16 protein-coding genes and 2 tRNA genes are annotated in these 20013 nt (G+C 51.7%); 13 read left to right on the plus strand and 5 right to left on the minus strand.

Going from position 1 to position 20013, the window contains the following annotated elements:
- Nucleotides 1-2 precede the first annotated feature (2 nt).
- The gene (locus ACSFXJ_RS06540; RefSeq protein WP_435924388.1) at nt 3-2057 is read left to right on the plus strand and encodes a LuxR C-terminal-related transcriptional regulator; all 2055 of its coding nucleotides are present in this window, start codon (nt 3-5) and stop codon (nt 2055-2057) included.
- 25 nt (nt 2058-2082) lie between these two features.
- On the opposite strand, the gene ACSFXJ_RS06545 is transcribed toward ACSFXJ_RS06540, so the two are convergent.
- The 4 genes from ACSFXJ_RS06545 to ACSFXJ_RS06560 form a co-directional block, all read right to left on the minus strand.
- Nucleotides 2083-2511: an EamA family transporter gene (locus tag ACSFXJ_RS06545; protein WP_435924389.1), complete on the minus strand. Its 429-nt coding sequence runs from the start codon at nt 2509-2511 to the stop codon at nt 2083-2085.
- 73 nt (nt 2512-2584) lie between these two features.
- Nucleotides 2585-2658, minus strand: a tRNA-Gly gene (locus ACSFXJ_RS06550).
- A 63-nt stretch (nt 2659-2721) separates the two neighbouring features.
- Complete coding sequence (locus ACSFXJ_RS06555; RefSeq protein ID WP_435924390.1) at nt 2722-3099, minus strand: PilZ domain-containing protein; 378 nt, start codon at nt 3097-3099, stop codon at nt 2722-2724.
- Between the two features lie 129 nt (nt 3100-3228).
- Complete coding sequence (locus ACSFXJ_RS06560) at nt 3229-3708, minus strand: glutathione peroxidase (protein ID WP_435924391.1); 480 nt, start codon at nt 3706-3708, stop codon at nt 3229-3231.
- Between the two features lie 232 nt (nt 3709-3940).
- On the opposite strand from ACSFXJ_RS06560, the gene ACSFXJ_RS06565 reads away from it, so the two are divergent.
- Nucleotides 3941-4897: an L-lactate dehydrogenase gene (locus ACSFXJ_RS06565; protein ID WP_435924392.1), complete on the plus strand. Its 957-nt coding sequence runs from the start codon at nt 3941-3943 to the stop codon at nt 4895-4897.
- A gap of 549 nt (nt 4898-5446) precedes the next feature.
- On the opposite strand, the gene ACSFXJ_RS06570 is transcribed toward ACSFXJ_RS06565, so the two are convergent.
- Nucleotides 5447-5520: transfer RNA gene (locus ACSFXJ_RS06570), tRNA-Arg, on the minus strand.
- Between the two features lie 148 nt (nt 5521-5668).
- Here ACSFXJ_RS06570 and ACSFXJ_RS06575 point away from each other — a divergent pair.
- The 11 genes from ACSFXJ_RS06575 to hemA all read left to right on the plus strand — a co-directional run bounded on the left by ACSFXJ_RS06575 (nt 5669) and on the right by hemA (nt 19990).
- Nucleotides 5669-6592 carry a hypothetical protein gene (locus tag ACSFXJ_RS06575; protein ID WP_435924393.1) on the plus strand — a complete coding sequence of 308 codons (924 nt, stop codon included), beginning with the start codon at nt 5669-5671 and terminating at the stop codon, nt 6590-6592.
- Between the two features lie 153 nt (nt 6593-6745).
- Nucleotides 6746-8140 (plus strand): trigger factor, encoded by a 1395-nt coding sequence (gene tig / locus ACSFXJ_RS06580; RefSeq protein ID WP_435924394.1) that lies wholly within the window; start codon nt 6746-6748, stop codon nt 8138-8140.
- Between the two features lie 327 nt (nt 8141-8467).
- Nucleotides 8468-9058, plus strand: a complete 591-nt coding sequence (clpP, locus tag ACSFXJ_RS06585; RefSeq protein WP_435924395.1) for an ATP-dependent Clp endopeptidase proteolytic subunit ClpP — start codon at nt 8468-8470, stop codon at nt 9056-9058.
- Nucleotides 9059-9070: 12 nt separating this feature from the next.
- Nucleotides 9071-10327 carry an ATP-dependent protease ATP-binding subunit ClpX gene (gene clpX / locus ACSFXJ_RS06590; RefSeq protein ID WP_435924396.1) on the plus strand — a complete coding sequence of 419 codons (1257 nt, stop codon included), beginning with the start codon at nt 9071-9073 and terminating at the stop codon, nt 10325-10327.
- A gap of 90 nt (nt 10328-10417) precedes the next feature.
- Nucleotides 10418-11530, plus strand: coding sequence for a flavodoxin-dependent (E)-4-hydroxy-3-methylbut-2-enyl-diphosphate synthase (ispG, locus tag ACSFXJ_RS06595; RefSeq protein ID WP_435924397.1), 1113 nt, complete (start codon nt 10418-10420; stop codon nt 11528-11530).
- 595 nt (nt 11531-12125) lie between these two features.
- Nucleotides 12126-13844 (plus strand): ATP-dependent protease LonB, encoded by a 1719-nt coding sequence (gene lonB / locus ACSFXJ_RS06600; RefSeq protein ID WP_435924398.1) that lies wholly within the window; start codon nt 12126-12128, stop codon nt 13842-13844.
- A 114-nt stretch (nt 13845-13958) separates the two neighbouring features.
- Nucleotides 13959-16295 carry an endopeptidase La gene (lon, locus tag ACSFXJ_RS06605; protein ID WP_435924399.1) on the plus strand — a complete coding sequence of 779 codons (2337 nt, stop codon included), beginning with the start codon at nt 13959-13961 and terminating at the stop codon, nt 16293-16295.
- A gap of 14 nt (nt 16296-16309) precedes the next feature.
- Nucleotides 16310-16936 carry a ribosome biogenesis GTP-binding protein YihA/YsxC gene (yihA, locus tag ACSFXJ_RS06610; RefSeq protein WP_435924400.1) on the plus strand — a complete coding sequence of 209 codons (627 nt, stop codon included), beginning with the start codon at nt 16310-16312 and terminating at the stop codon, nt 16934-16936.
- Between the two features lie 173 nt (nt 16937-17109).
- Complete coding sequence (locus ACSFXJ_RS06615) at nt 17110-17697, plus strand: non-ribosomal peptide synthetase module (RefSeq protein ID WP_435924401.1); 588 nt, start codon at nt 17110-17112, stop codon at nt 17695-17697.
- A gap of 320 nt (nt 17698-18017) precedes the next feature.
- On the plus strand, nt 18018-18419 hold the full coding sequence (gene speD / locus ACSFXJ_RS06620) for an adenosylmethionine decarboxylase (protein WP_435924402.1): 402 nt from the start codon (nt 18018-18020) through the stop codon (nt 18417-18419).
- A gap of 203 nt (nt 18420-18622) precedes the next feature.
- Complete coding sequence (gene hemA, locus ACSFXJ_RS06625; RefSeq protein WP_435924403.1) at nt 18623-19990, plus strand: glutamyl-tRNA reductase; 1368 nt, start codon at nt 18623-18625, stop codon at nt 19988-19990.
- Nucleotides 19991-20013 lie beyond the last annotated feature (23 nt).

The following is a 20013-nucleotide window of genomic DNA, read 5'->3' on the forward strand; positions in this document are numbered from 1 at the left end:
GCATGGAAACGTATGGTGAAACGATGAACCGGATCGGCGAAGCGGACTTTACCGGCCGGGAGTTCGAGCTTGCTCTTTTTCGGGCCATGCTACAACAAACCGAACCGGGCGCGGAGCGGATTATCAATGTTTACGGAACGGGAGGAATCGGCAAAAGCGCGCTTGTATCCCGGTTTTTCAAGGTAGCGGAGGAGACGGGAGTTCGCTGCATCCAAATTCAATTAAGGGATTTGGTCGGCGATGCGGAGCTGTTTCGGCAGGAGCTTGCCTACGCGCTGAAACTTGATGCGGCCGAGGTTGACGGAAACGCCGGACTTCCCCGATTGCTAAAGGAATTGCATGCCGCGGCGGATGGCGGGAGGCTGGTGCTTGCCCTGGATCAGTATGAAGAGGTCGGGAGTATGGATCACTGGCTGAGAGAATCCTTTTTCCCCCGGTTAAGCTCCGACATTCTTGTCGTCATCGCCGGCCGCTACCCATTGGGAGGACCTTGGACGCTCTCCCCGGTTTGGCGCAAGCTGATTGTCCCGCTCCCCCTCGGTGGGCTTCAATATGATGAAGTAAAGACGTACCTCAATCACCAGGGAATTATGGATGACGAAAAGATCGACCGGCTTTGGTTTGCCACGAGCGGGAATCCGCTATCGTTGGCCTTGCTGGCGTCGGACGCGGCGAAAAGCGAAGGCGGCCCGCTTCAGGCCAAGATGCGGCGAACCTTTGACCAATTGCTGGAGTATTGGCTTCAGGAGGTGCCCGGTAACCGGCTTCGCTCACTCGTTTATGCGGCTTCGGTTCCGCGTTTTTTTGACCAGGAGCTGCTGCAGGCCATTATCGGAGAACCTGTGCCGGAGGATGCATTTTACGACCTTACGCGCCGTTCCTTTGTCAGTGATTCCCGCCGGGGCTGGCAGCTTCATGATTTAGTCCGTCACCTGGTGCAGCGCGCGTTTCGGGAACGGATGCCGGACACCTTTAACCAATACCGCGAACGGTCGGCGGCCTTGCTTTCGGCCCGGATTAAGGCAAAACGGGAGGCAGGCCTGACGGCCGCCGGAGATATTTATGAATTGATCGGACAAAAAGGGAACCCGATCCTCCGTGCCCATTTTCGCTTCAGCCGAAGTTCGGAAAATTATTGGGAAGAGGTTACGCCACATACGCTTCCGGAAGTCGAGCATTATATCGACCGAAGAAGAGTCGACCGTAGAACGTTCAGGATCTCCTGCTCCGATGCGGAAAGCGATACGGTATTCCGTTATGAATTGGAAGGGGAAGCAAGCCTGCTACGCTTTTCGGGGTGGGAACCGGAAGCTCTGGTTTCTTTCGGGGGCGATGCGCTAAGGCTGCTTCGGAACCCGGACGGACAGGTGATTGGACTGGCAGCCATGCTGCCGATCCGGGAAGATACGCTGCCTTATTTACGACAGTCCCCTGTTTCGGGTCCGTATTTCCGCTCGCAAGAAGCAGATGCAACATCGTTCGCGGACGACTCCCAAAAACCGGGCAGGTTCGTTTTCGCCGTGGATGTCGTCAATCCTGAAATGATGGAACTTCGATCGGAAACCGTTAATCTGATGATGGAACATATCCTTTCGGGAACACTACTGGTCGCTTCGCCGCCGGCGCTGACCTTTTATGCGGATTCCCATCGCAGCTTGGGGTTCGCCGCCGTCCAAGACATTCCGAATCAGTACCGTTACAACGATGAGATTGAGGCAACTACCTATCGGATCGATACGCGTGGGAATAAATTGGCTGCTTTTCTGGAACAAGTGGCGAGTTTCCGATCCAGCATGGACAGCGGGAAGGAAAGCGGCGGATTTTCAGCGAGCATAAACGGTTCCGGGTTGTTCGGGTTCACCCCCCGGGAGGCGGAAGTTGCGGGGATTTTGGCCACGGGGGCGACCAATAAAGAAATCGCGGCCTCACTGTTTATCAGCGAAGCCGCAGTCAAGAAGCATATTAATGCGATGCTGCAAAAAACAGGCCTGAAAAACCGGACGCAAATCGCCGCGGCGCTGCTGGAGGCATTCTCGGACCGGGAACGGAAAAATTAGGCGCGGAAAGCGACTGTCCCTATGCTTATTTGATCGCCACGAGCAGCGCTCCGGCTGCAATGAGAACGACTCCGATCACGCCGGTCCAGGAAATCTTTTCGCCGAGAAAGAGAAAGGCCAGCACGACGGCGATCACGACGCTCAGTTTATCGATCGGTCCGACTTGGGACACTTTCCCGTACTTAAGAGCGAGAAAATAGAACAGCCATGAAAGGGCCCCGGCGATACCGCTCAGCACGATGAAGGACAACGCCTTTTTTTGGGCGATGATCTCCGCCAACTGCGTGAACTTTCCTTGGACGGCTACGACTCCGATCAGGAACAACGCCATGATGACCGAGCGGATCGCGGTGGCGGCATTGGCATCGAGATGCTGAAGTCCGATCTTGCCGAGAATGGCGACCAGCGCGGCGCATACGGCCGATAACAGCGCATAGACTAGCCACAGAGGCATCTCAAGTATCAGCTCCTTTATGAGATTGTGTACAAGAAAAGCCCTTTGGATTCCAAAGGGCTTTGAATATGTATGGAGCGGGTGAAGGGAATCGAACCCTCGCCTCAAGCTTGGGAAGCTGGCATTCTACCATTGAACTACACCCGCGTTTAGCGACTTAAATATTATATCATATCCATTTGAAAGATCAAGAGTTCGCGTCACGACCGCCTAGAATACGACGATTCTGCGGGCGGCCGCCAGGGCGCGGAGTTCGATGTTGAGCCGCTCTTTTTCATCGTTGGTCAGCATCAGGGATAACCCGTAATGGAACAAATCGTCTCCCTGAGCTTTCTGCCAGCGAACGTGTCCGGGGAACGTATATTTTTCATCGCTAAGTTGAATATGCATGGCTACCCCGATGGTATGATCGGCGGAGTGAAGATCCAGCGGCGTCCGGATCCGGCATCCGGATTTGCTGATGTCGATCAATTCGGCCTCGGCGAGTTTGCTGGTTACGGGCATGTTATTAATGGATGTGATTTCAATCCAACAATCCATGGGAGGTTTCATCGTGTATCGAAACGGTTCCGTTCTCCGTGTTTTCATCTATGCAAGTTAACCTCCTTTTACACAATATTTTGATTTTAACAGATTTTGTGACGTTTGAGCAGTGAATCTCAGAAATTGCGATATGCAAAAAAAGAGCCGCAAGCTTTGGCTTGCGACTTTCCGGGATTATGCGAGCAACTGTTTGATATCCGATTCCAGTTCCTCGGGCTCCGTCCGGGCACTGTATTGTTTCACGATCCGCCCTTCGCGGTCGATCAGGAATTTCACGAAGTTCCATTCAATATCGCCCGTATGATATGGGGCCGGCGTATTGTCCACGAGATACTTGTAGAGCGGATGGGCGTTTTCGCCTTTAACATCGATTTTGCTGAACATCGGGAAGGTTACCTGGTAGTTTAGCTCGCAGAAGCTCTTGATCTCCTCCTCAGTGCCGGGTTCCTGCCCGGCAAATTGGTTGCAAGGGAAACCAAGCACGGCGAACCCGCTGTCCTTATACGTGCTGTACAGGTGCTGGAGCCCTTTGTAATGGGGGGTTAAGCCGCAGGCGCTGGCCGTGTTGACGATAAGCAGGACCTGGCCTTTATAAGGCGCTAAAGTAGTATCCTTTCCATCGATGGTTTTGACGCTGAAATCGTATATTGTCATTTATTAACCAACCTCCTTCAAAAAATTAAAGCGATTATTTCTGATTTTATCCCATTGAGCCGCATGAGGACAATTTTATGAGATTTTTTAAAAATTCGTTTCAACGGCATGTCTTTTTCTATGATAAAATTCGCGGATTATGTACATGATGAATCGGTTATAATCGAAAAAAGCGCAGTTCAGACGCGGAAAAGAGAGATTTGACCAAAAGGATAAATGGAGGCGGGGCAGGATGGCCAGAACGTCTAGAAAAGTTACGATTGTCGGTTCGGGTCTGGTGGGGGCGGCATGTGCGTATTCCATGATCAACCAATCGGTTTGCGATGAAATCATGATGATTGACCGTACCTTTGACCGGGCGGTGGCGCAGGCTTTGGACTTGTCGCATTGCATGGATTTTACCGCAAGCCGGACGAAAGTCTATGCCGGGAGCCTGGAGGATTGCGGCGACGCCGACGTGGTCGTGATCACCGCCGGGGCCAATCCGAAAGAGGGCCAAACCCGGCTCGACGTGCTTGAGGAAGCGGAAAAAATCACGACCGAGATTGTGGGAAGAATCATGGCTAGCGGTTTTGACGGCGTGTTTGTCGTGGCCGCGAATCCGGTGGATATCGTTACTTATATCGTAAAAAAGGTTTCCGGTTTTCCTCGTCACCGGGTTATCGGGACGGGGACCTCGCTTGATTCGGCTCGGTTAAAAACATTGTTGTCCGACGTTTTTTCGATCGATCCGCGCAGCGTAAACGGGTATGCGCTCGGGGAGCACGGAGAGTCCCAATTCGTTGCCTGGTCCCACGTAACCATCGGCGGGAAGCCGCTATTGCATATTTTGGATCAGCACAAGGAGCGGTTCAAGGATGTTGATTTGAAGGAAATCGAGCGAAAAACCAAGGATGCGGGCTGGGAGATTTTTACCCGGAAAGGCAATACCCAATTCGGAATCGGCAACGCGCTCGCATATATCGTCCGCTCGATCTTGAACGACGACCACAAAATTATCGCCATTTCCGTCATCCTCGAAGGAGAGTACGGAAAGAGCGAGGTTTGTGCCGGGGTCCCCGCGATCATAGGCGGGGGCGGCATCCTGGAAGTCCTCGAGCTCAACCTGACTCCGGAGGAACAGCAAAAGTTCGATCATTCCTGCTCTATTTTGAGCCGTGCGATCGAGAGTCTTTCCGGTCGGGGGTAATGCCGAATAGTAATTTGTGTGCGGGCTCCGCTTGCCGATGGAGGGAAGAACGGATAACTGCAAACATTATTTTAAGTATTTAAAAACTCCGATCTTCGTCAATTTGTGCGAAAACTCTCCATTTTTCACGAAATGCAGCAAAAGACATGCAAAATGGACATTACGTTAGACCGCCTAGCTTCGCCGAAGCCTTTACGGGGGTTATTCTACTAAAACGACAAATGGCTCCTACATGTAGGAGCCATTTGTATAGAAGAAACGTCCCAGGAGGGATACTCGCGCATCGGCGCGAGACTCCGTTCGCCGGTCCACCACGGGGACCGCCTCACTCCGACGAACCCCCACGGGGGTTCTCGTCCCTGGACGTAGAAAAAGCCAGTTCTTTTGAACGGGCTCATTTTATACGTCCCAGGAGGGATACTCGCGCTCCGGCGCGAGACTCCGTTCGTCAGTCCACCACGGGGACCGCCTCACTCCGACGAACCCCCACGGGGGTTCTCATCCCTGGACACAAAAAGAGCCAGTTCTTTTGAACTGGCTCTTTCTATACGTCCCAGGAGGGATTCGAACCCCCGACCGACGGCTTAGAAGGCCGTTGCTCTATCCAGCTGAGCTACTGGGACATAAGAAAAACAGAAGCAGAAAATAGTGTACCACAGCGAGTTAGGAAGCGCAAGAGGTATTTGAAAAGTTTGCCGGGGACGGGGGCCGATTTTTGCCAACAATAATCTCTATGCTATAATCTCAGGTAATTAGACCGGTTGAAAGGAGGTGCCTTATATCAGCGATACTCGGAACAACGAGAAGGACAACATTGTTTTATTTCCGAAAACATTGGATTTTTATCAAATTGAGCTGACTCGAATGCTGGAGACGGAGCGATACGGAGAAGCGGTGGATCTGCTCGAGTTTTTGCTGCAATGCCAAGGTCAGGATCCGAGACTCTATGATGAATGGCAGGCGCTCCTTAATTGGCTGAACGATGCGTTTCCGATGCTGCAGAAGAACGCTGCGGAAAGCGACGGGGATGACGAGTACGAAGAGGAAGCGATGGCCAGGCAGCATTTGGAGGCGAAGCTGGCCGAGGATGAACATTATGCCGAAAGGCTGATTCGAACGGTGACGGACAAGCCCGTTTCGGAACAGACTTTTCTTGCGTTGGAGCAGCTCACGTATTTAGATCGGCCTGAGGTCGACGAAGAATTGATTGCTTGGCTGAGCCGCAAAGAATTGCACCCGCTTCTCCAATACCGGGTTCTCCAAACGCTAAAGCGAAGAGGCACGCACGGAGCAATCGCCTTATTTCGACTCGGAGAGTACGTGGAAATTGAGATTGAAACGGTTCCGCTCAAACCGGAAGATTTTCCGGGGCCCATTCAGGCTGTGCTTGAGCGTGTCGGCGATCAGACCCAGGTTCATGACCCGACACTTTTTTATTTTGCCCAGGAGCTTTGGGGCGGATTTATTATGGCGATTTACGGAACGAAAGACTATCGCTCGCTGCTTGGGGATGAGGATGCCGTTATCGATATCTGGGCGGCGGCGCTGCATCAAATGGTTGCCGAAAGCCTTCCCGGAGGTTTGAATGACGAGGAAATACGCGGTCTGTACGGGGTTACGGATCACCTTAGGCTGAGATACGAGCAGGCTTGCCGGACGATGCGCCAATTTGTGTCATTAGGGCTGAAAGGTTAAAGCTCTTGTAAAAAGATGTATTGTTGTTTATAATGTAGTGGTTATTCTGAACGTGGAATAAGGACAGCTATACTGGAACCTGGATAGCTGCTTTATCGCGATTCGGTTTCAGTATTTAAGAGTATATGTGAAATTTGGAGGGGAAGGCATAAAATGAAAGCAACTTGGGAAAAAATAGAGAAGAACCTCGGCGTTCTCGAGGTCGAAGTGGAAGCGGAACGTGTAGCCGCTGCACTGGATAAAGCTTTTAACAAAGTGGTTAAAAAAGTAAACGTACCTGGTTTCCGCAAAGGTAAAGTACCTCGGGCGATTTTCGAATCCCGGTTCGGCGTGGAGAGCCTGTACCAAGACGCCATCGATATTTTGCTTCCTGAAGTTTATACCGAAGCGGTTGATCAAACTGATATTTTCCCGGTAGATCGCCCGGAAGTGGACGTTGAGCAATTTGCTAAGGGACAACCTTTCAAATTCAAAGCAAAAGTAACCGTGAAGCCGGAAGTCCAACTTGGCGATTACAAAGGAATCGAAGTTCCTGCCGCCGATATCGCTGTTACCGAAGAAGAACTGAACGAAGAGCTTACGCGCATGCAAGAACGTCATGCCGAGCTTATCGTTATCGACGAAGAAGCGGCTCAAAACGGTGACACCGTCGTTCTCGATTTTGACGGATCCGTTGACGGCGTTCCTTTCGAAGGCGGTAAAGCAGAGCGTTATTCCTTGGAACTGGGCAGCAACACCTTCATTCCCGGGTTCGAAGAGCAGGTTGTCGGAATGGCTACCGGTGACTTCAAGGACGTAAACGTAACGTTCCCTGAAACATACCATGCGGAAGAACTGGCCGGCAAAGAAGCCGTTTTCAAAGTAAAAGTTCACGAAATCAAACGCAAACAGCTTCCTGAGCTGGATGACGAGTTTGCTAAAGACGTAAGTGAATTCGATACGTTGGACGAGTATAAAGAAGACCTGAAGAAACAGCTGCAATCCCGCAAGGAGAGAGAAGCTGAAGCAGCTCGCGAAGGGGTTCTCGTAGACAAAGTCGGTGAGAACGCGGAAGTTGAAATTCCTGAAGCGATGGTGCAAAGCGAAGTTCAAAACATGGTTCGCGATTTCGACAACCGTCTTCGCGCACAAGGGATGAACCTGGAAATGTTCCTCGGATTCTCCGGTCAAACGATTGAAGATCTGCAAGGTCAAATGAAGGACGATGCAGAGAAACGCGTTCGCAACAATCTGGTTCTGGAGCAAATCGCCAAAGCCGAAAAGATTGAAGCTACCGAAGAAGAAATCAACAAGGAGCTTCAGGATATGGCTGAAGCTTACAAACGCAGCCCTGAAGAAATCCGCAACATCCTTGCGGCTAACGGTTCGCTTGGCAGCTTGAGAGAAGACGTGCTTCTGCGCAAAACGATCAAATTCCTGATCGAAAACGCGAAGGAAGTACCGGCCGAGAAAGCCGAAGAAGGCAAACCGGCAGCCAAGAAAACGACCAAAAAAGCGGCAGCCAAGGCTGAGTCGAAGGACGAAGCGGAAGAAGCATCCGAAGAGTAAAAAAAGGGAAATCATCCGTCAGGTTTTTCCCGAGCGGATTTTGAATAACAAAAAGCAAAGTCAAGGCACGTATACTAAATGCGTGCCTTCATTTTTCACTTTTCGACATACAATTATTACCAAAGTCTGTCCTTGAACAGGCGCTTACATATTGTATTTTCGAAAACATAAACTATAATAGGTGTTTAAAAAGTCAGGTTTTCGGCATCGGGAAGGTTGAATGACTTTTTAAATTCCCCCTATAATGGGTGAAAAATGACATGCGCCTTTGAACGTGATAAAATATTGTAGGGCTAAGGAAATTGATAAAGAAAAGAGGTTGGTCACATGAGTCTGGTACCTATGGTCGTGGAACAAACAAACCGGGGAGAACGGTCTTACGATATCTATTCTAGACTGCTCAAGGATCGCATTATTTTCTTAAGCAACGCGATTGACGATGACGTAGCCAATCTCGTAATCGCCCAGCTGCTGTTTTTGGCGGCGGAAGATCCCGAAAAGGATATTCATCTGTACATCAACTCACCGGGTGGTTCTGTAACTGCCGGGATGGGTATATATGATACGATGCAATACATCAAGCCCGATGTGTCAACGATTTGCGTAGGCATGGCTGCCAGCATGGGTTCGCTCTTGCTTACGGCGGGCGCACCAGGCAAGCGATTCGCTCTTCCTAACAGCGAAGTGATGATCCACCAACCGCTTGGAGGCGTTCAAGGGCAAGCCGCGGACATCAAGATTCATGCCGACTGGATTATCAAGACACGGGAAAAGCTGAACCAAATCTATGTGGATCGGACGGGTCAACCCCTGGAAAAAATTCAGCGCGATACCGATCGTGACTTTTTCATGAGCGCGGAAGAGGCTAAGGCCTACGGGATCATCGACCAGGTCATCAATAAGCCCATTAAATCCTAAAGGGGTGTTTACATGTTCAAGTTCAACGATGAAAAGGGACAACTGAAGTGCTCGTTCTGCGGCAAATCGCAGGAACAAGTCCGCAAGCTGGTTGCCGGACCGGGCGTTTATATATGCGACGAATGTATTGAATTGTGCACGGAAATCGTGGAAGAGGAGCTCGGTCATGAAGAAGAGCTCGATCTGAAAGAAATTCCGAAACCGAAAGAGATCCGGGATATTTTGGATCAATATGTCATCGGGCAGGAACAAGCCAAGAAATCGCTCTCCGTTGCCGTTTACAACCACTACAAGCGGGTAAATACGCAGAGCAAAATCGATGACGTCGAATTGCAAAAGAGTAACATCCTATTGCTTGGACCGACGGGGTCCGGTAAAACGTTGCTCGCGCAAACGATGGCTAAAATTTTGAATGTACCGTTCGCGATCGCCGATGCGACTTCCCTCACGGAAGCCGGTTACGTCGGCGAAGACGTGGAGAACATTCTGTTGAAGCTGATCCAAGCTGCGGACTATGACGTGGAAAAGGCCGAACGCGGCATTATTTACATTGACGAAATCGATAAAGTGGCGCGCAAATCGGAGAATCCGTCCATTACCCGCGACGTTTCCGGCGAGGGCGTTCAACAAGCTCTCCTGAAAATCCTCGAGGGTACGGTGGCTTCCGTTCCTCCGCAAGGCGGACGCAAGCATCCGCATCAGGAGTTCATCCAGATCGATACGACGAATATTTTGTTTATTTGCGGCGGTGCCTTTGACGGGCTGGAGCAAATGATCAAACGCCGGATCGGCAAAAAGGTGATCGGATTCAACGCGGCTAGCGAAGGACAGAAGGAGCTCAAACCGGGCGAATACTTGACGATGGTGCTTCCGGAAGACCTGCTCAAATTCGGATTGATCCCTGAATTCGTAGGACGCTTGCCGGTAATCTCGACGCTCGAGCCGCTGGATGAGAAAACCTTGGTCCGGATTTTGTCCGAACCGAAGAACGCTCTGGTGAAGCAATACCAGAAGCTGCTTGAGCTCGACAACGTTAACCTCAAGTTTGAACAAAAAGCGCTCGAAGCGATTGCCCGCGAAGCGATCAAGCGGAATACGGGAGCGCGCGGACTCCGTGCGATCATTGAAGGCATTATGCTTGAAATCATGTACGAAGTGCCTTCACGGGAAGACGTGACGGAATGTGTCATTACCGAAAAAGTCGTGCTCGAGAAAACGGTACCCGAGCTGGAAGAACCGAAGAACAAGAAACAAGAAGAGAGTGCCTAAGGCATAATGCCATAGCTGCGACAAAATAGATGCCGAATTCTCCACCCTTGTTTTCGGGGTGGAGCTTTGGCGTTATGGGGGAGACCTGAAATGTTCTTGAGACAGGATACGCGGCCGGTTAAGGTCGGGAATCTGACGATCGGCGGCAGTAATGAAGTGATTATTCAAAGCATGTGTACGACCAAAACGGCGGATGTGGCCGCAACGGTGGCGGAAATCCTTCGTCTGGAGGAAGCCGGCTGCCAAATCGTACGCGTGACGGTGAACAATGAGGAAGCGGCTGCGGCGATCAAGGAAATCAAGAAGCAGATTCATATTCCGCTCGTAGCCGACATTCATTTCAATTATAAATTGGCGCTCCAAGCGATTGAAAACGGGATCGACAAGGTTCGGATCAATCCGGGCAATATCGGCCGGCGCGAAAAGGTGGAGGCCGTAGTAAAGGCGTGCAAGGAACGCGGAATTCCGATCCGGATCGGGGTCAATGCCGGCTCGCTGGAAAACCATCTTCTGGAGAAATACGGGTATCCGACGCCGGAAGCGATGGTGGAAAGCGCCTTGTACCATATCGGTATTTTGGAGGAATTGGATTTCCACGACATTATTGTGTCGCTGAAAGCCTCGGACGTCCCGATGGCGATTGCGGCTTACACAAAAGCGGCGGAAGTGATTCCTTATCCGCTGCATCTGGGCATTACGGAAGCGGGAACGTTGTTCTCCGGTACCGTGAAAAGCTCGGCCGGGATCGGTGCGCTGCTTTCCATGGGCATCGGTTCCACGCTCCGGATTTCCCTTAGCGCGGATCCGGTAGAAGAGGTGAAGGTGGCACGGGAGCTCCTTAAAACATTCGGGCTGATATCCAATGCCGCGACATTAATTTCGTGTCCGACTTGCGGACGTCTGGATATCGATCTGTTCTCGATCGCCAATGAAGTCGAGGAGTACATCTCGAATTTGAAGGTGCCGATTAAAGTTTCGGTCCTTGGATGTGCCGTTAACGGTCCGGGGGAAGCGCGCGAAGCGGATATCGGGATTGCCGGCGCGAGAGGGGAAGGCCTCTTGTTCCGGTACGGCGAAATGATCCGCAAAGTGCCTGAAGCCGATCTGCTGAACGAGTTAAAGAAGGAAATCGACCATATCGTTGAAGTTTACGAAGCGACGGGCGAGATTCCCGGACGCAAGGAGCATCGGGCGTTAACTTAATAATTAGAATGAGCGCAGTCTGCAGATCGCAGGCTGCGTTTTTTATTTTTTCGAAGGCTTGCAGGTGAATCCCCTCATCGGGCTTGGCTAACGAAACATGGTAACCTTTTTCGGACAGAATAAGTGGTCTGTGAATTTTAAAGAAACCAGGTAACGCTATTTGCTGAAAAAGAGCTTCATGTGAGCATAAAAACGGCAAATAACGATCCCTAGTTTCGTTAGATTGTATTTCTTACCGAATTGCGCCAAATAAGAATACGCAGATTCCTTAGCACAAGTGATGGCTACGGTGTGCAACACACCACCGCACATGTCCTCCATATACATTCGCATAGCGTTCGCACACAATAGCCCAGACACAGTAACAAAGCGCCGTTTTGCACATCATTCTCCGAAACATTGCCGTAAACTCCCTCACTCCATCGACAATTTTCGCTTACCAAACAGCGCAGCCGCCGCGGCAATATCCTATGCAAAGCCAACACGGCGTCTTAGTTCCAGGGCTAGCCTGCATTCTGGCAAATTTAACGTTTTATGATGGAGCGAAAGGGCTATACTACCAAGTATCAGTCAAAAGTGGGGAGGCTATCGTGACATGGAACTGAGTGTTATTCTGATGTCCGTACAAATGTTTTTCGCCGTAGTGATCGGCCTGTATTTTTGGAATCAGCTCCGAAGCCAGAAGGGAAACCGCACGGCGGTGGACCGGGAATCGCGCAAGGAGATGGAGAAGCTTCGCAAGCTGCGAGCCGTAACGCTGACCAAACCTTTGGCCGAGCGGACTCGCCCGGCTTCGTTAGGCGACATCGTCGGCCAGAAGGACGGCCTCCGGGCATTGAAAGCGGCGCTTTGCAGCGCAAATCCGCAGCATGTCATCATTTACGGGCCGCCGGGCGTAGGCAAAACGGCAGCGGCGCGGGTCGTGATGGAGGAGGCCAAGAAGAATCCGGTCTCCCCGTTTAAAGCGGATGCGAAGTTCATGGAGATCGATGCGACGATCGCCAGATTCGACGAGCGCGGCATTGCCGACCCGCTGATCGGTTCCGTGCATGACCCGATCTATCAGGGGGCCGGAGCGATGGGGGTTGCAGGGATTCCCCAGCCCAAGCCGGGAGCGGTGACGAAAGCGCACGGGGGGATTCTGTTCATCGACGAGATCGGGGAGTTACATTCCATCCAGATGAACAAGCTTCTGAAGGTGCTGGAGGACCGCAAAGTGTACCTCGAAAGCGCCTATTACAATTCCGAGGATACGAATACTCCGGCGTATATTCATGATATTTTCCAGAACGGCTTGCCCGCCGATTTCAGACTGGTCGGAGCGACGACGCGTTCGCCGCAAGAAATTCCGCCGGCGCTACGTTCGCGGTGCATGGAAATTTATTTCCGTCCGCTGCTCCCGGAGGAAATCGCGCAAATCGCGGAAGACGCGGTGAAGCGCATCGGTTTCCAGCCATGTCCGGAAGCGGTCGACGTGATCAAAAAATATGCAACGAACGGCCGGGAAGCCGTTAATATGGTGCAGCTTGCCGCCGGCCTTGCCTTGACGGAAAAGCGGGATCATCTGCTCGCCGCGGATCTGGAATGGGTCGCGACCAGCAGCCAATTGACGCCGAGACCGGACCGGAAAATCCCGGCCCGACCGGAAGTCGGGGTCGTGAACGGTCTGGCGGTGTACGGCGCCAATATGGGCACCCTGCTTGAAATTGAAGCCACAGCCGTTCCCGTCCCGAAAGGAACCGGAACCTACAATATTACCGGTGTCGTGGACGAGGAGGAGATCGGCGGAGGAAGCCGGACCTTGCGGCGTAAGAGCATGGCCAAGGGATCGGTGGAAAATGTACTGACCGTGCTGAAAAGGGTAGGCCTTGATCCTTCGGGATATGATCTGCACATCAACTTTCCTGGGGGGACTCCGATCGACGGTCCGTCCGCCGGGCTCGCCATCGCGACGGCGATCGCCTCGGCGATCAAGCGGATTCCGGTAGACCACCGGATCGCCATGACCGGTGAAATCGGAATCCACGGGAAAGTAAAACCGGTCGGAGGCGTGGTGGCCAAGGTGGAAGCAGCGTTCCAGGCTGGTGCCACGACGGTGCTGATCCCTAAGGATAACTGGCAAACCCTGTTTGAAGGTCTGGAGGGACTCAGCGTCATTCCGGTAGAGTCCGTCGGCGAAGTGTTTAGACATGTGTTCGGGGCCGAAGCGGAACAGGATTTCGGTATGATCGCCGGCGGGGAATTGTTTGCGCCCGCGCCGGCACCGGCGTCTTTCCTGCACGCGGAATCTCCTCCATCCGGCGGCGTAATTTAACGATGTTGTTCCGGGCGGCTGCCGTTAGAGCAGCCGCTCTTCATTGGTGTTTTCAGGCCGCATTTGCTAAAATGGAAATGATATCTAACGAGAACGTCTGGAGGTGCGAAAGCGATGGGACCCCATAAATCCAAAGGCCGTCGTTTTCCTTTGCTGCCTTTGCGCGGTCTTCTCGTCTACCCGAGCATGGTTCTGCACTTGGATGTAGGCCGGGAAAAGTCTGTGAAGGCGCTGGAAAAGGCGATGGTCGACGACAATTTGATTCTCCTCTGTTCTCAATCCGAAGTGAACATTGAAGAACCGACCCAAGAAGATATTTTCAGAATCGGAACGGTAGCGAAGGTGCGTCAAATGCTCAAACTTCCGAACGGCACCATCCGGGTGCTGGTGGAGGGCATGGAGCGCGCGGAAATCGTCGAATATTTGGATAATGACGAATTTTACGAAGTGATGGCGAAAGAGTGCCCGGAGGAGGAATCCTCCGATCCGGAAGTCGATGCTCTGATGCGTACGGTTCTTACTCAATTCGAACATTATATCAATTTATCCAAGAAGGTGACTCCAGAAACGCTTGCCGCGGTTTCCGACATTGAAGAGGCGGGCCGGCTGGCGGACGTCATTACGAGCCACCTGTCCCTCAAGATTAAAGACAAGCAGGAGATTCTCGAGACCATCGATGTCAGAAAGCGGCTCGAGAAGCTGCTTGATATTTTGAACAACGAGCGTGAAGTTCTGGAGCTGGAGCGGAAGATCAGTCAACGCGTCAAGAAGCAAATGGAGAAGACGCAGAAGGAATATTACCTCCGCGAGCAGATGAAGGCGATCCAGAAGGAACTCGGCGAAAAGGAAGGGCGCGCCGGAGAAGTGGAAGAGCTGCGGGCACAGCTCGAAGAGAAGAATCTGCCGGAAAAAGTACGCGAAAAAACGCAGAAAGAAATCGACCGGCTGGAGAAAATGCCTGCTAGTTCGGCCGAGGGCGGCGTGATCCGAAACTATGTGGATTGGCTGCTCAGTCTCCCGTGGAACGACAAAACCGAGGACGATCTCGATCTGGCCAAGGCGGAACAGGTATTGAACGAGGATCATTACGGCTTGGAGAAACCGAAGGAACGCGTTCTCGAGTATTTGGCCGTTCAAAAGCTCGTGAAAAAGCTGAAGGGGCCGATTCTTTGCCTGGTAGGACCTCCGGGAGTAGGGAAAACCTCGCTCGCCCGTTCGATCGCCCGTTCTTTGGGACGGGAATTCGTCCGCATCTCCCTTGGCGGCGTCCGGGATGAAGCGGAAATCCGCGGCCACCGGCGGACTTATGTCGGCGCCATGCCGGGACGCATTATCCAAGGGATGAAAACGGCGGGAACGTTGAACCCGGTGTTCCTGCTGGACGAAATCGACAAAATGGCCTCCGATTTCCGGGGCGATCCTTCGGCGGCATTGCTTGAGGTATTGGATCCGGAGCAGAACAATACGTTCAGCGATCATTTTATCGAGGTGCCTTTCGATTTGTCGAACGTCATGTTCGTGACTACCGCCAATGCGGTGCATAATATTCCGCGCCCGCTGTTGGACCGGATGGAGATGCTTTATATTCCGGGATACACGGAGATGGAGAAGTTGCAGATCGCGACCCGCTACCTGCTGCCGAAGCAAAAGCGGGAGCACGGCCTTGAGCCGGAGCAGCTTGAAATCGGCGAGGATGCCTTGTTGAAGACGATTCGGGAATACACCCGCGAATCGGGCGTCCGTAACCTTGAGCAGCAGGTTGCCGCGTTATGCCGCAAGGCCGCCAAAAAAATCGTATCCGAAGGCGCGCAGCAGATCGTGATCACGCCGGACGAGGTCAAAGATTATTTGGGAGTTCCAAAGTATCGCTACGGCGTGGCGGAGCTGGAGGATCAAATCGGCACGGTCACCGGGCTGGCCTGGACCGAAGTCGGCGGAGAAACGCTGGTTATCGAAGTGACGGTCGTCCCGGGCAGCGGAAAGCTGATCCTGACCGGGAAGCTGGGAGACGTTATGAAGGAATCCGCCCAGGCGGCCTTCAGTTATACGCGCTCCAAGGCGACCGAACTCGGGCTTGCGACGGATTTTTACGAGAAGAACGATATTCATATCCATATTCCCGAAGGCGCCATACCGAAGGACGGTCCTTCGGCCGGGATTACGATCGCAACCGCGCTCATCTCGGCTTTGACGGGACGCCATGTTTCCAAGGATGTGGCGATGACCGGCGAAATTACGCTGCGCGGACGGGTACTGCCGATCGGCGGATTAAAAGAGAAATCATTGGCCGCCCACCGGGCAGGCTACAAAAAGATACTGCTTCCGAAGGATAACGAGCGCGATTTGCGCGATATCCCGGAAAGCGTGAAGGAAGATGTGGTTTTTGTACCGGTAGCCCATATGGATCAAGTCCTGGAGCATGCGCTCGTGGAACAAACCGGCCTTCATTAGAGAGGATTGGAACGATGAAAGTAACCAAAGCAGAATTTGTCATTAGCGCCGTGGGACCGAATCAATACCCCGAGGACGCCTTGCCGGAAATTGCCCTGGCAGGGCGTTCCAATGTAGGCAAGTCTTCGTTGATCAACCGGATGATCCAGCGCAAAAACCTGGCGCGAACCAGCTCGACCCCGGGAAAAACCCAGCATCTGAATTATTACCGGATTAACGATGAGCTTTATTTTGTCGACGTGCCGGGATACGGTTATGCCAAAGTATCGAAATCCCAGCGCGAGGTTTGGGGGAAAATGATCGAGAAGTACCTGACGGAGCGGGAGCCCCTTCGGCTGGTGCTGCTGATCATCGATGTGAGGCATCCGCCGACCAAGGACGACGAATTGATGTACGACTGGCTGAAGCATTTTGATCTTCCCGTATGCGTCGTCGCGACAAAGGCGGATAAAATCCCGAAATCGAAATGGCAGAAACATTTGAAGGTCATTCGCGAAGGACTCGTGCTCCGCGCCGGCGATCCGATCATCTTGTTTTCCTCGGAAGAAGGGATCGGTAAGGATGAGCTGTGGACGCACATTTTGAAGTTCGCATATCCGGAGAAATTGGCGCCCGAATCGGCAAACGAAGAAGGGATTTGAAGAATGGCTGGCAGGAAAGTGAGAATGAAAGGTAAATTTTGCAGTTAAAAACGGCTTAAACCGATTTTTTCTGAAAAATGGCTGGATTTTACGTTTTGGCCGCTGAGCAAATGTTTTAAGGAGTAGTGTATAATTATTTAAAAGGTAAGTTTAAAAGAATTGAGGAGATTTTTATGGCTCAGCGGTTAGCCACAGAGTATGTTAATGCCAGTTTGCGTTTGTCGGAAGTACAGATGTCGCAGTTTGTTCACAAGGTTTACGATCCTCATGTTCGTCAGCGGGTGAAAGTGCTGGAGAACGGCGGTCAGGAGGTCGTGCTGGAGGATGACGGCGGCGAGGAAGTCCATCTGCCTTTTGACCGAAAAGACGGTTATTATGTCTGTGAATTGTCTTTCCGCTTGGAAAAACCTCATTTAACGAACGTGATGAGACTTCTGTTTGCCGCTTTCAAAGGCAGCGGTATGGTGACGCGGATTTATAACGGATTCATGATGATGTATTATTATCAGGACGGCCGGGTACGAAAGATCGTGGAATATTCCCGGGAAACCCATAAGCTCGTCTACGAACATAAGAGTACCGTCGGAGAGCTGCAGCGGATATACCGGAACAACGATGTGGAACGTGAAATCGATTCGATACACATAACCATTAATGCTTTGCTGGACCAACGCATTGCCGCAAGCGATAATGAGACGGTTAACCGGATTGACGATGAGCTGCGGGGTTGCAGCCGCCGCTTGTTCGTTCTGGAAGCGTGAAGCTGAAGACGAGATAAAGCATGAAACCGCCATTGAGGGCAGGATTTCCCCCCCTCGAACGGCGGTTTTTTTTCTCTGGAAGGCGCGGTAATTCGCACAAAACGGACGGAACGAGAATAATATTTACCTGGGATCAAAAAAGTATTGCAATTGTCAGGGATAGGTGGTATTTTTAATCTCGTTGAAAAGAATATAGGAACCAGGATTCACTCAGGACATGGAGATGTTGCGAGAGATTTTTCCCTCGGGAAGTGAATGACGTAGGTCCTAGCGGATGAAATTTTCAAAACATTTTATTCCTAGGAAGGGGGAACCGGAAGATGGAATATTCAACTTTCGGAAGACACGTTGCTGTTGATACTTGGGGAGTCGACTTTGAGGTACTGAACGACGCGGAGCTGCTTACGGCTCATTTGGTGGAAGCCGCCGAATATTGCGGTGCCACGGTGCTGTCCGTGCAATCCAGACAGTTCGAGCCGCAAGGTGCCACGGTGCTTGTTATGCTGTCGGAGAGCCATCTCTCGATTCACACGTATCCTGAGAGAGGTTTTGCTGCGATTGATTGCTATACTTGCGGCGAAATGGTTGACCCGCAGCTTGCGATCGATTACCTGGTGTCCGTTTTGAATCCGGAGAAAACCTACGCGAAGAAACTGATTCGCGGCTTGGGCGAGCTTGAAGTGGAAACGCCCGTCGTAAATCAACAAATTGAATTTGTCTAATTTATAATTGATAAAAATAGGGTAAACTTTTAATGGCCATGGAATTTTCCATGGTCATTCGTTTTGAGCAAATTTTACAATTCATAAATAATTCATAAAAAACTCATCCAATTTGCAGGGTAACGGACTGGCTCTGTGATATAATTAACATAGTTTCAATGCAGAAGATGCTTTGACATCCTTTAGAGGCAGGTGAACTTGCAATGCACGTTGTTGTAGTCGGGTTGAACTACCGGACGGCGCCGGTGGAAGTCAGAGAACGTTTTTCGTTTGCGGAAAAGGATTTACCACAAGCGCTGCAGGAGCTCTCGCGTACGAAGAGTGTATTGGAAGGCGTTATTATCGCAACCTGCAACCGGACGGAAATCTATGTCGTCGTAGATCGATTGCATATGTGCGGATACTTTATTCGCGGATTTATGGAGAAATGGTTTGGCATTCCTCGCGAGGAATTCACCAAATATTTATATATTTATGAAGATGATCGGGCATTACGCCATCTTTTCCGGGTTGCCTGCGGTCTTGACTCCATGGTCCTGGGAGAAACGCAAATTTTGGGTCAGGTCAAAACGGCGTTTCTTCTGGCACAAAGCGAAAAGGCAACCGGCCAATGGTTCAATATGTTGTTCAAACAAGCGATCACGCTGAGCAAGCGGGCCCATTCGGAAACCGCGATCGGCGAAAGCGCCGTCTCCGTCAGCTACGCGGCAGTGGAGTTGGGTAAGCGGATTTTCGGCAGCTTCAGCGGCAAGAAAGTACTTATTCTCGGAGCAGGGAAAATGAGCGAATTGACCGCCAAGCATTTGAGCGGCGCGGGGGCCGAAGAGGTATTCGTCGCGAACCGGACCTATGCGCGGGCCGAGGAGCTGGCTTCCAAATTCAACGGAACGCCTTGTTCCATGCAAGAAGCGATGCAACGGATTGCGGAGGTCGATATTTTGATCAGCTCTACCGGAGCGGAAGGATACGTCATCACGTCGTCCCAGGTGGCCCAGAGTATGAAGCAGCGTCCGAACCGGCCGTTGTTTATGATCGACATTGCGGTTCCGCGGGATATTGATCCGGCCGTAGGGGAATTGCAGGACGTATTTTTGTACGATATCGACGACTTGGAAGGCATCGTGGAAAGCAACTTGGAAATGCGCCGCAGCGAAGCCGCCAAAATCGAAAATATGATCGAAGAGGAAATATCCGCATTCGGAAGCTGGCTGCATACGCTGGGACTGAAACCGGTCATTCGCGCGCTGCAGGAGAAATCGAATGCGATTCATGAAAGTACGCTCGAAAGTATGTTTAACAAGCTCCCCGAGTTGGATGAACGTCAGCGCAAAGTCATCCGGCGGTTGACCAAAAGCATCGTCAATCAGATGATGCACGATCCAATCAACCGGATTAAAGAAATGGTCGGCGACGAGAAGGGTGACGAGGCCCTGGAATTGTTTACGCACATTTTTGCGCTTGAAAACCAAATGAAGCTGCTGGCCGAGGCCGAATCCGGCAAAGAAAGCGGCGCTTCCCGGGAAGTATTGAACGAGAAAGCTCCGTTGTCCCTGGTAGAGGCATCGGTATAGCACTCGCGCCCTGGGCCTACCGT

Origin of the sequence: Paenibacillus salivarius, from assembly GCF_051307165.1 — a bacterium.
Lineage (GTDB): Bacteria > Bacillota > Bacilli > Paenibacillales > Paenibacillaceae > Fontibacillus.

Coding starts and splice junctions, on each gene's coding strand:
- ACSFXJ_RS06565 (WP_435924392.1), top strand. CDS start 3,941: ATGGCCAGAACGTCTAGAAAAGTTACGATTGTCGGTTCGGGTCTGGTG.
- tig (WP_435924394.1), top strand. CDS start 6,746: ATGAAAGCAACTTGGGAAAAAATAGAGAAGAACCTCGGCGTTCTCGAG.
- clpX (WP_435924396.1), top strand. CDS start 9,071: ATGTTCAAGTTCAACGATGAAAAGGGACAACTGAAGTGCTCGTTCTGC.
- ACSFXJ_RS06540 (WP_435924388.1), top strand. CDS start 3: ATGGAAACGTATGGTGAAACGATGAACCGGATCGGCGAAGCGGACTTT.
- lonB (WP_435924398.1), top strand. CDS start 12,126: ATGGAACTGAGTGTTATTCTGATGTCCGTACAAATGTTTTTCGCCGTA.
- speD (WP_435924402.1), top strand. CDS start 18,018: ATGGAATATTCAACTTTCGGAAGACACGTTGCTGTTGATACTTGGGGA.
- hemA (WP_435924403.1), top strand. CDS start 18,623: ATGCACGTTGTTGTAGTCGGGTTGAACTACCGGACGGCGCCGGTGGAA.
- ACSFXJ_RS06555 (WP_435924390.1), bottom strand. CDS start 3,099: ATGAAAACACGGAGAACGGAACCGTTTCGATACACGATGAAACCTCCC.
- lon (WP_435924399.1), top strand. CDS start 13,959: ATGGGACCCCATAAATCCAAAGGCCGTCGTTTTCCTTTGCTGCCTTTG.
- yihA (WP_435924400.1), top strand. CDS start 16,310: ATGAAAGTAACCAAAGCAGAATTTGTCATTAGCGCCGTGGGACCGAAT.
- ACSFXJ_RS06545 (WP_435924389.1), bottom strand. CDS start 2,511: ATGCCTCTGTGGCTAGTCTATGCGCTGTTATCGGCCGTATGCGCCGCG.
- ACSFXJ_RS06615 (WP_435924401.1), top strand. CDS start 17,110: ATGGCTCAGCGGTTAGCCACAGAGTATGTTAATGCCAGTTTGCGTTTG.
- ACSFXJ_RS06560 (WP_435924391.1), bottom strand. CDS start 3,708: ATGACAATATACGATTTCAGCGTCAAAACCATCGATGGAAAGGATACT.
- ispG (WP_435924397.1), top strand. CDS start 10,418: ATGTTCTTGAGACAGGATACGCGGCCGGTTAAGGTCGGGAATCTGACG.
- clpP (WP_435924395.1), top strand. CDS start 8,468: ATGAGTCTGGTACCTATGGTCGTGGAACAAACAAACCGGGGAGAACGG.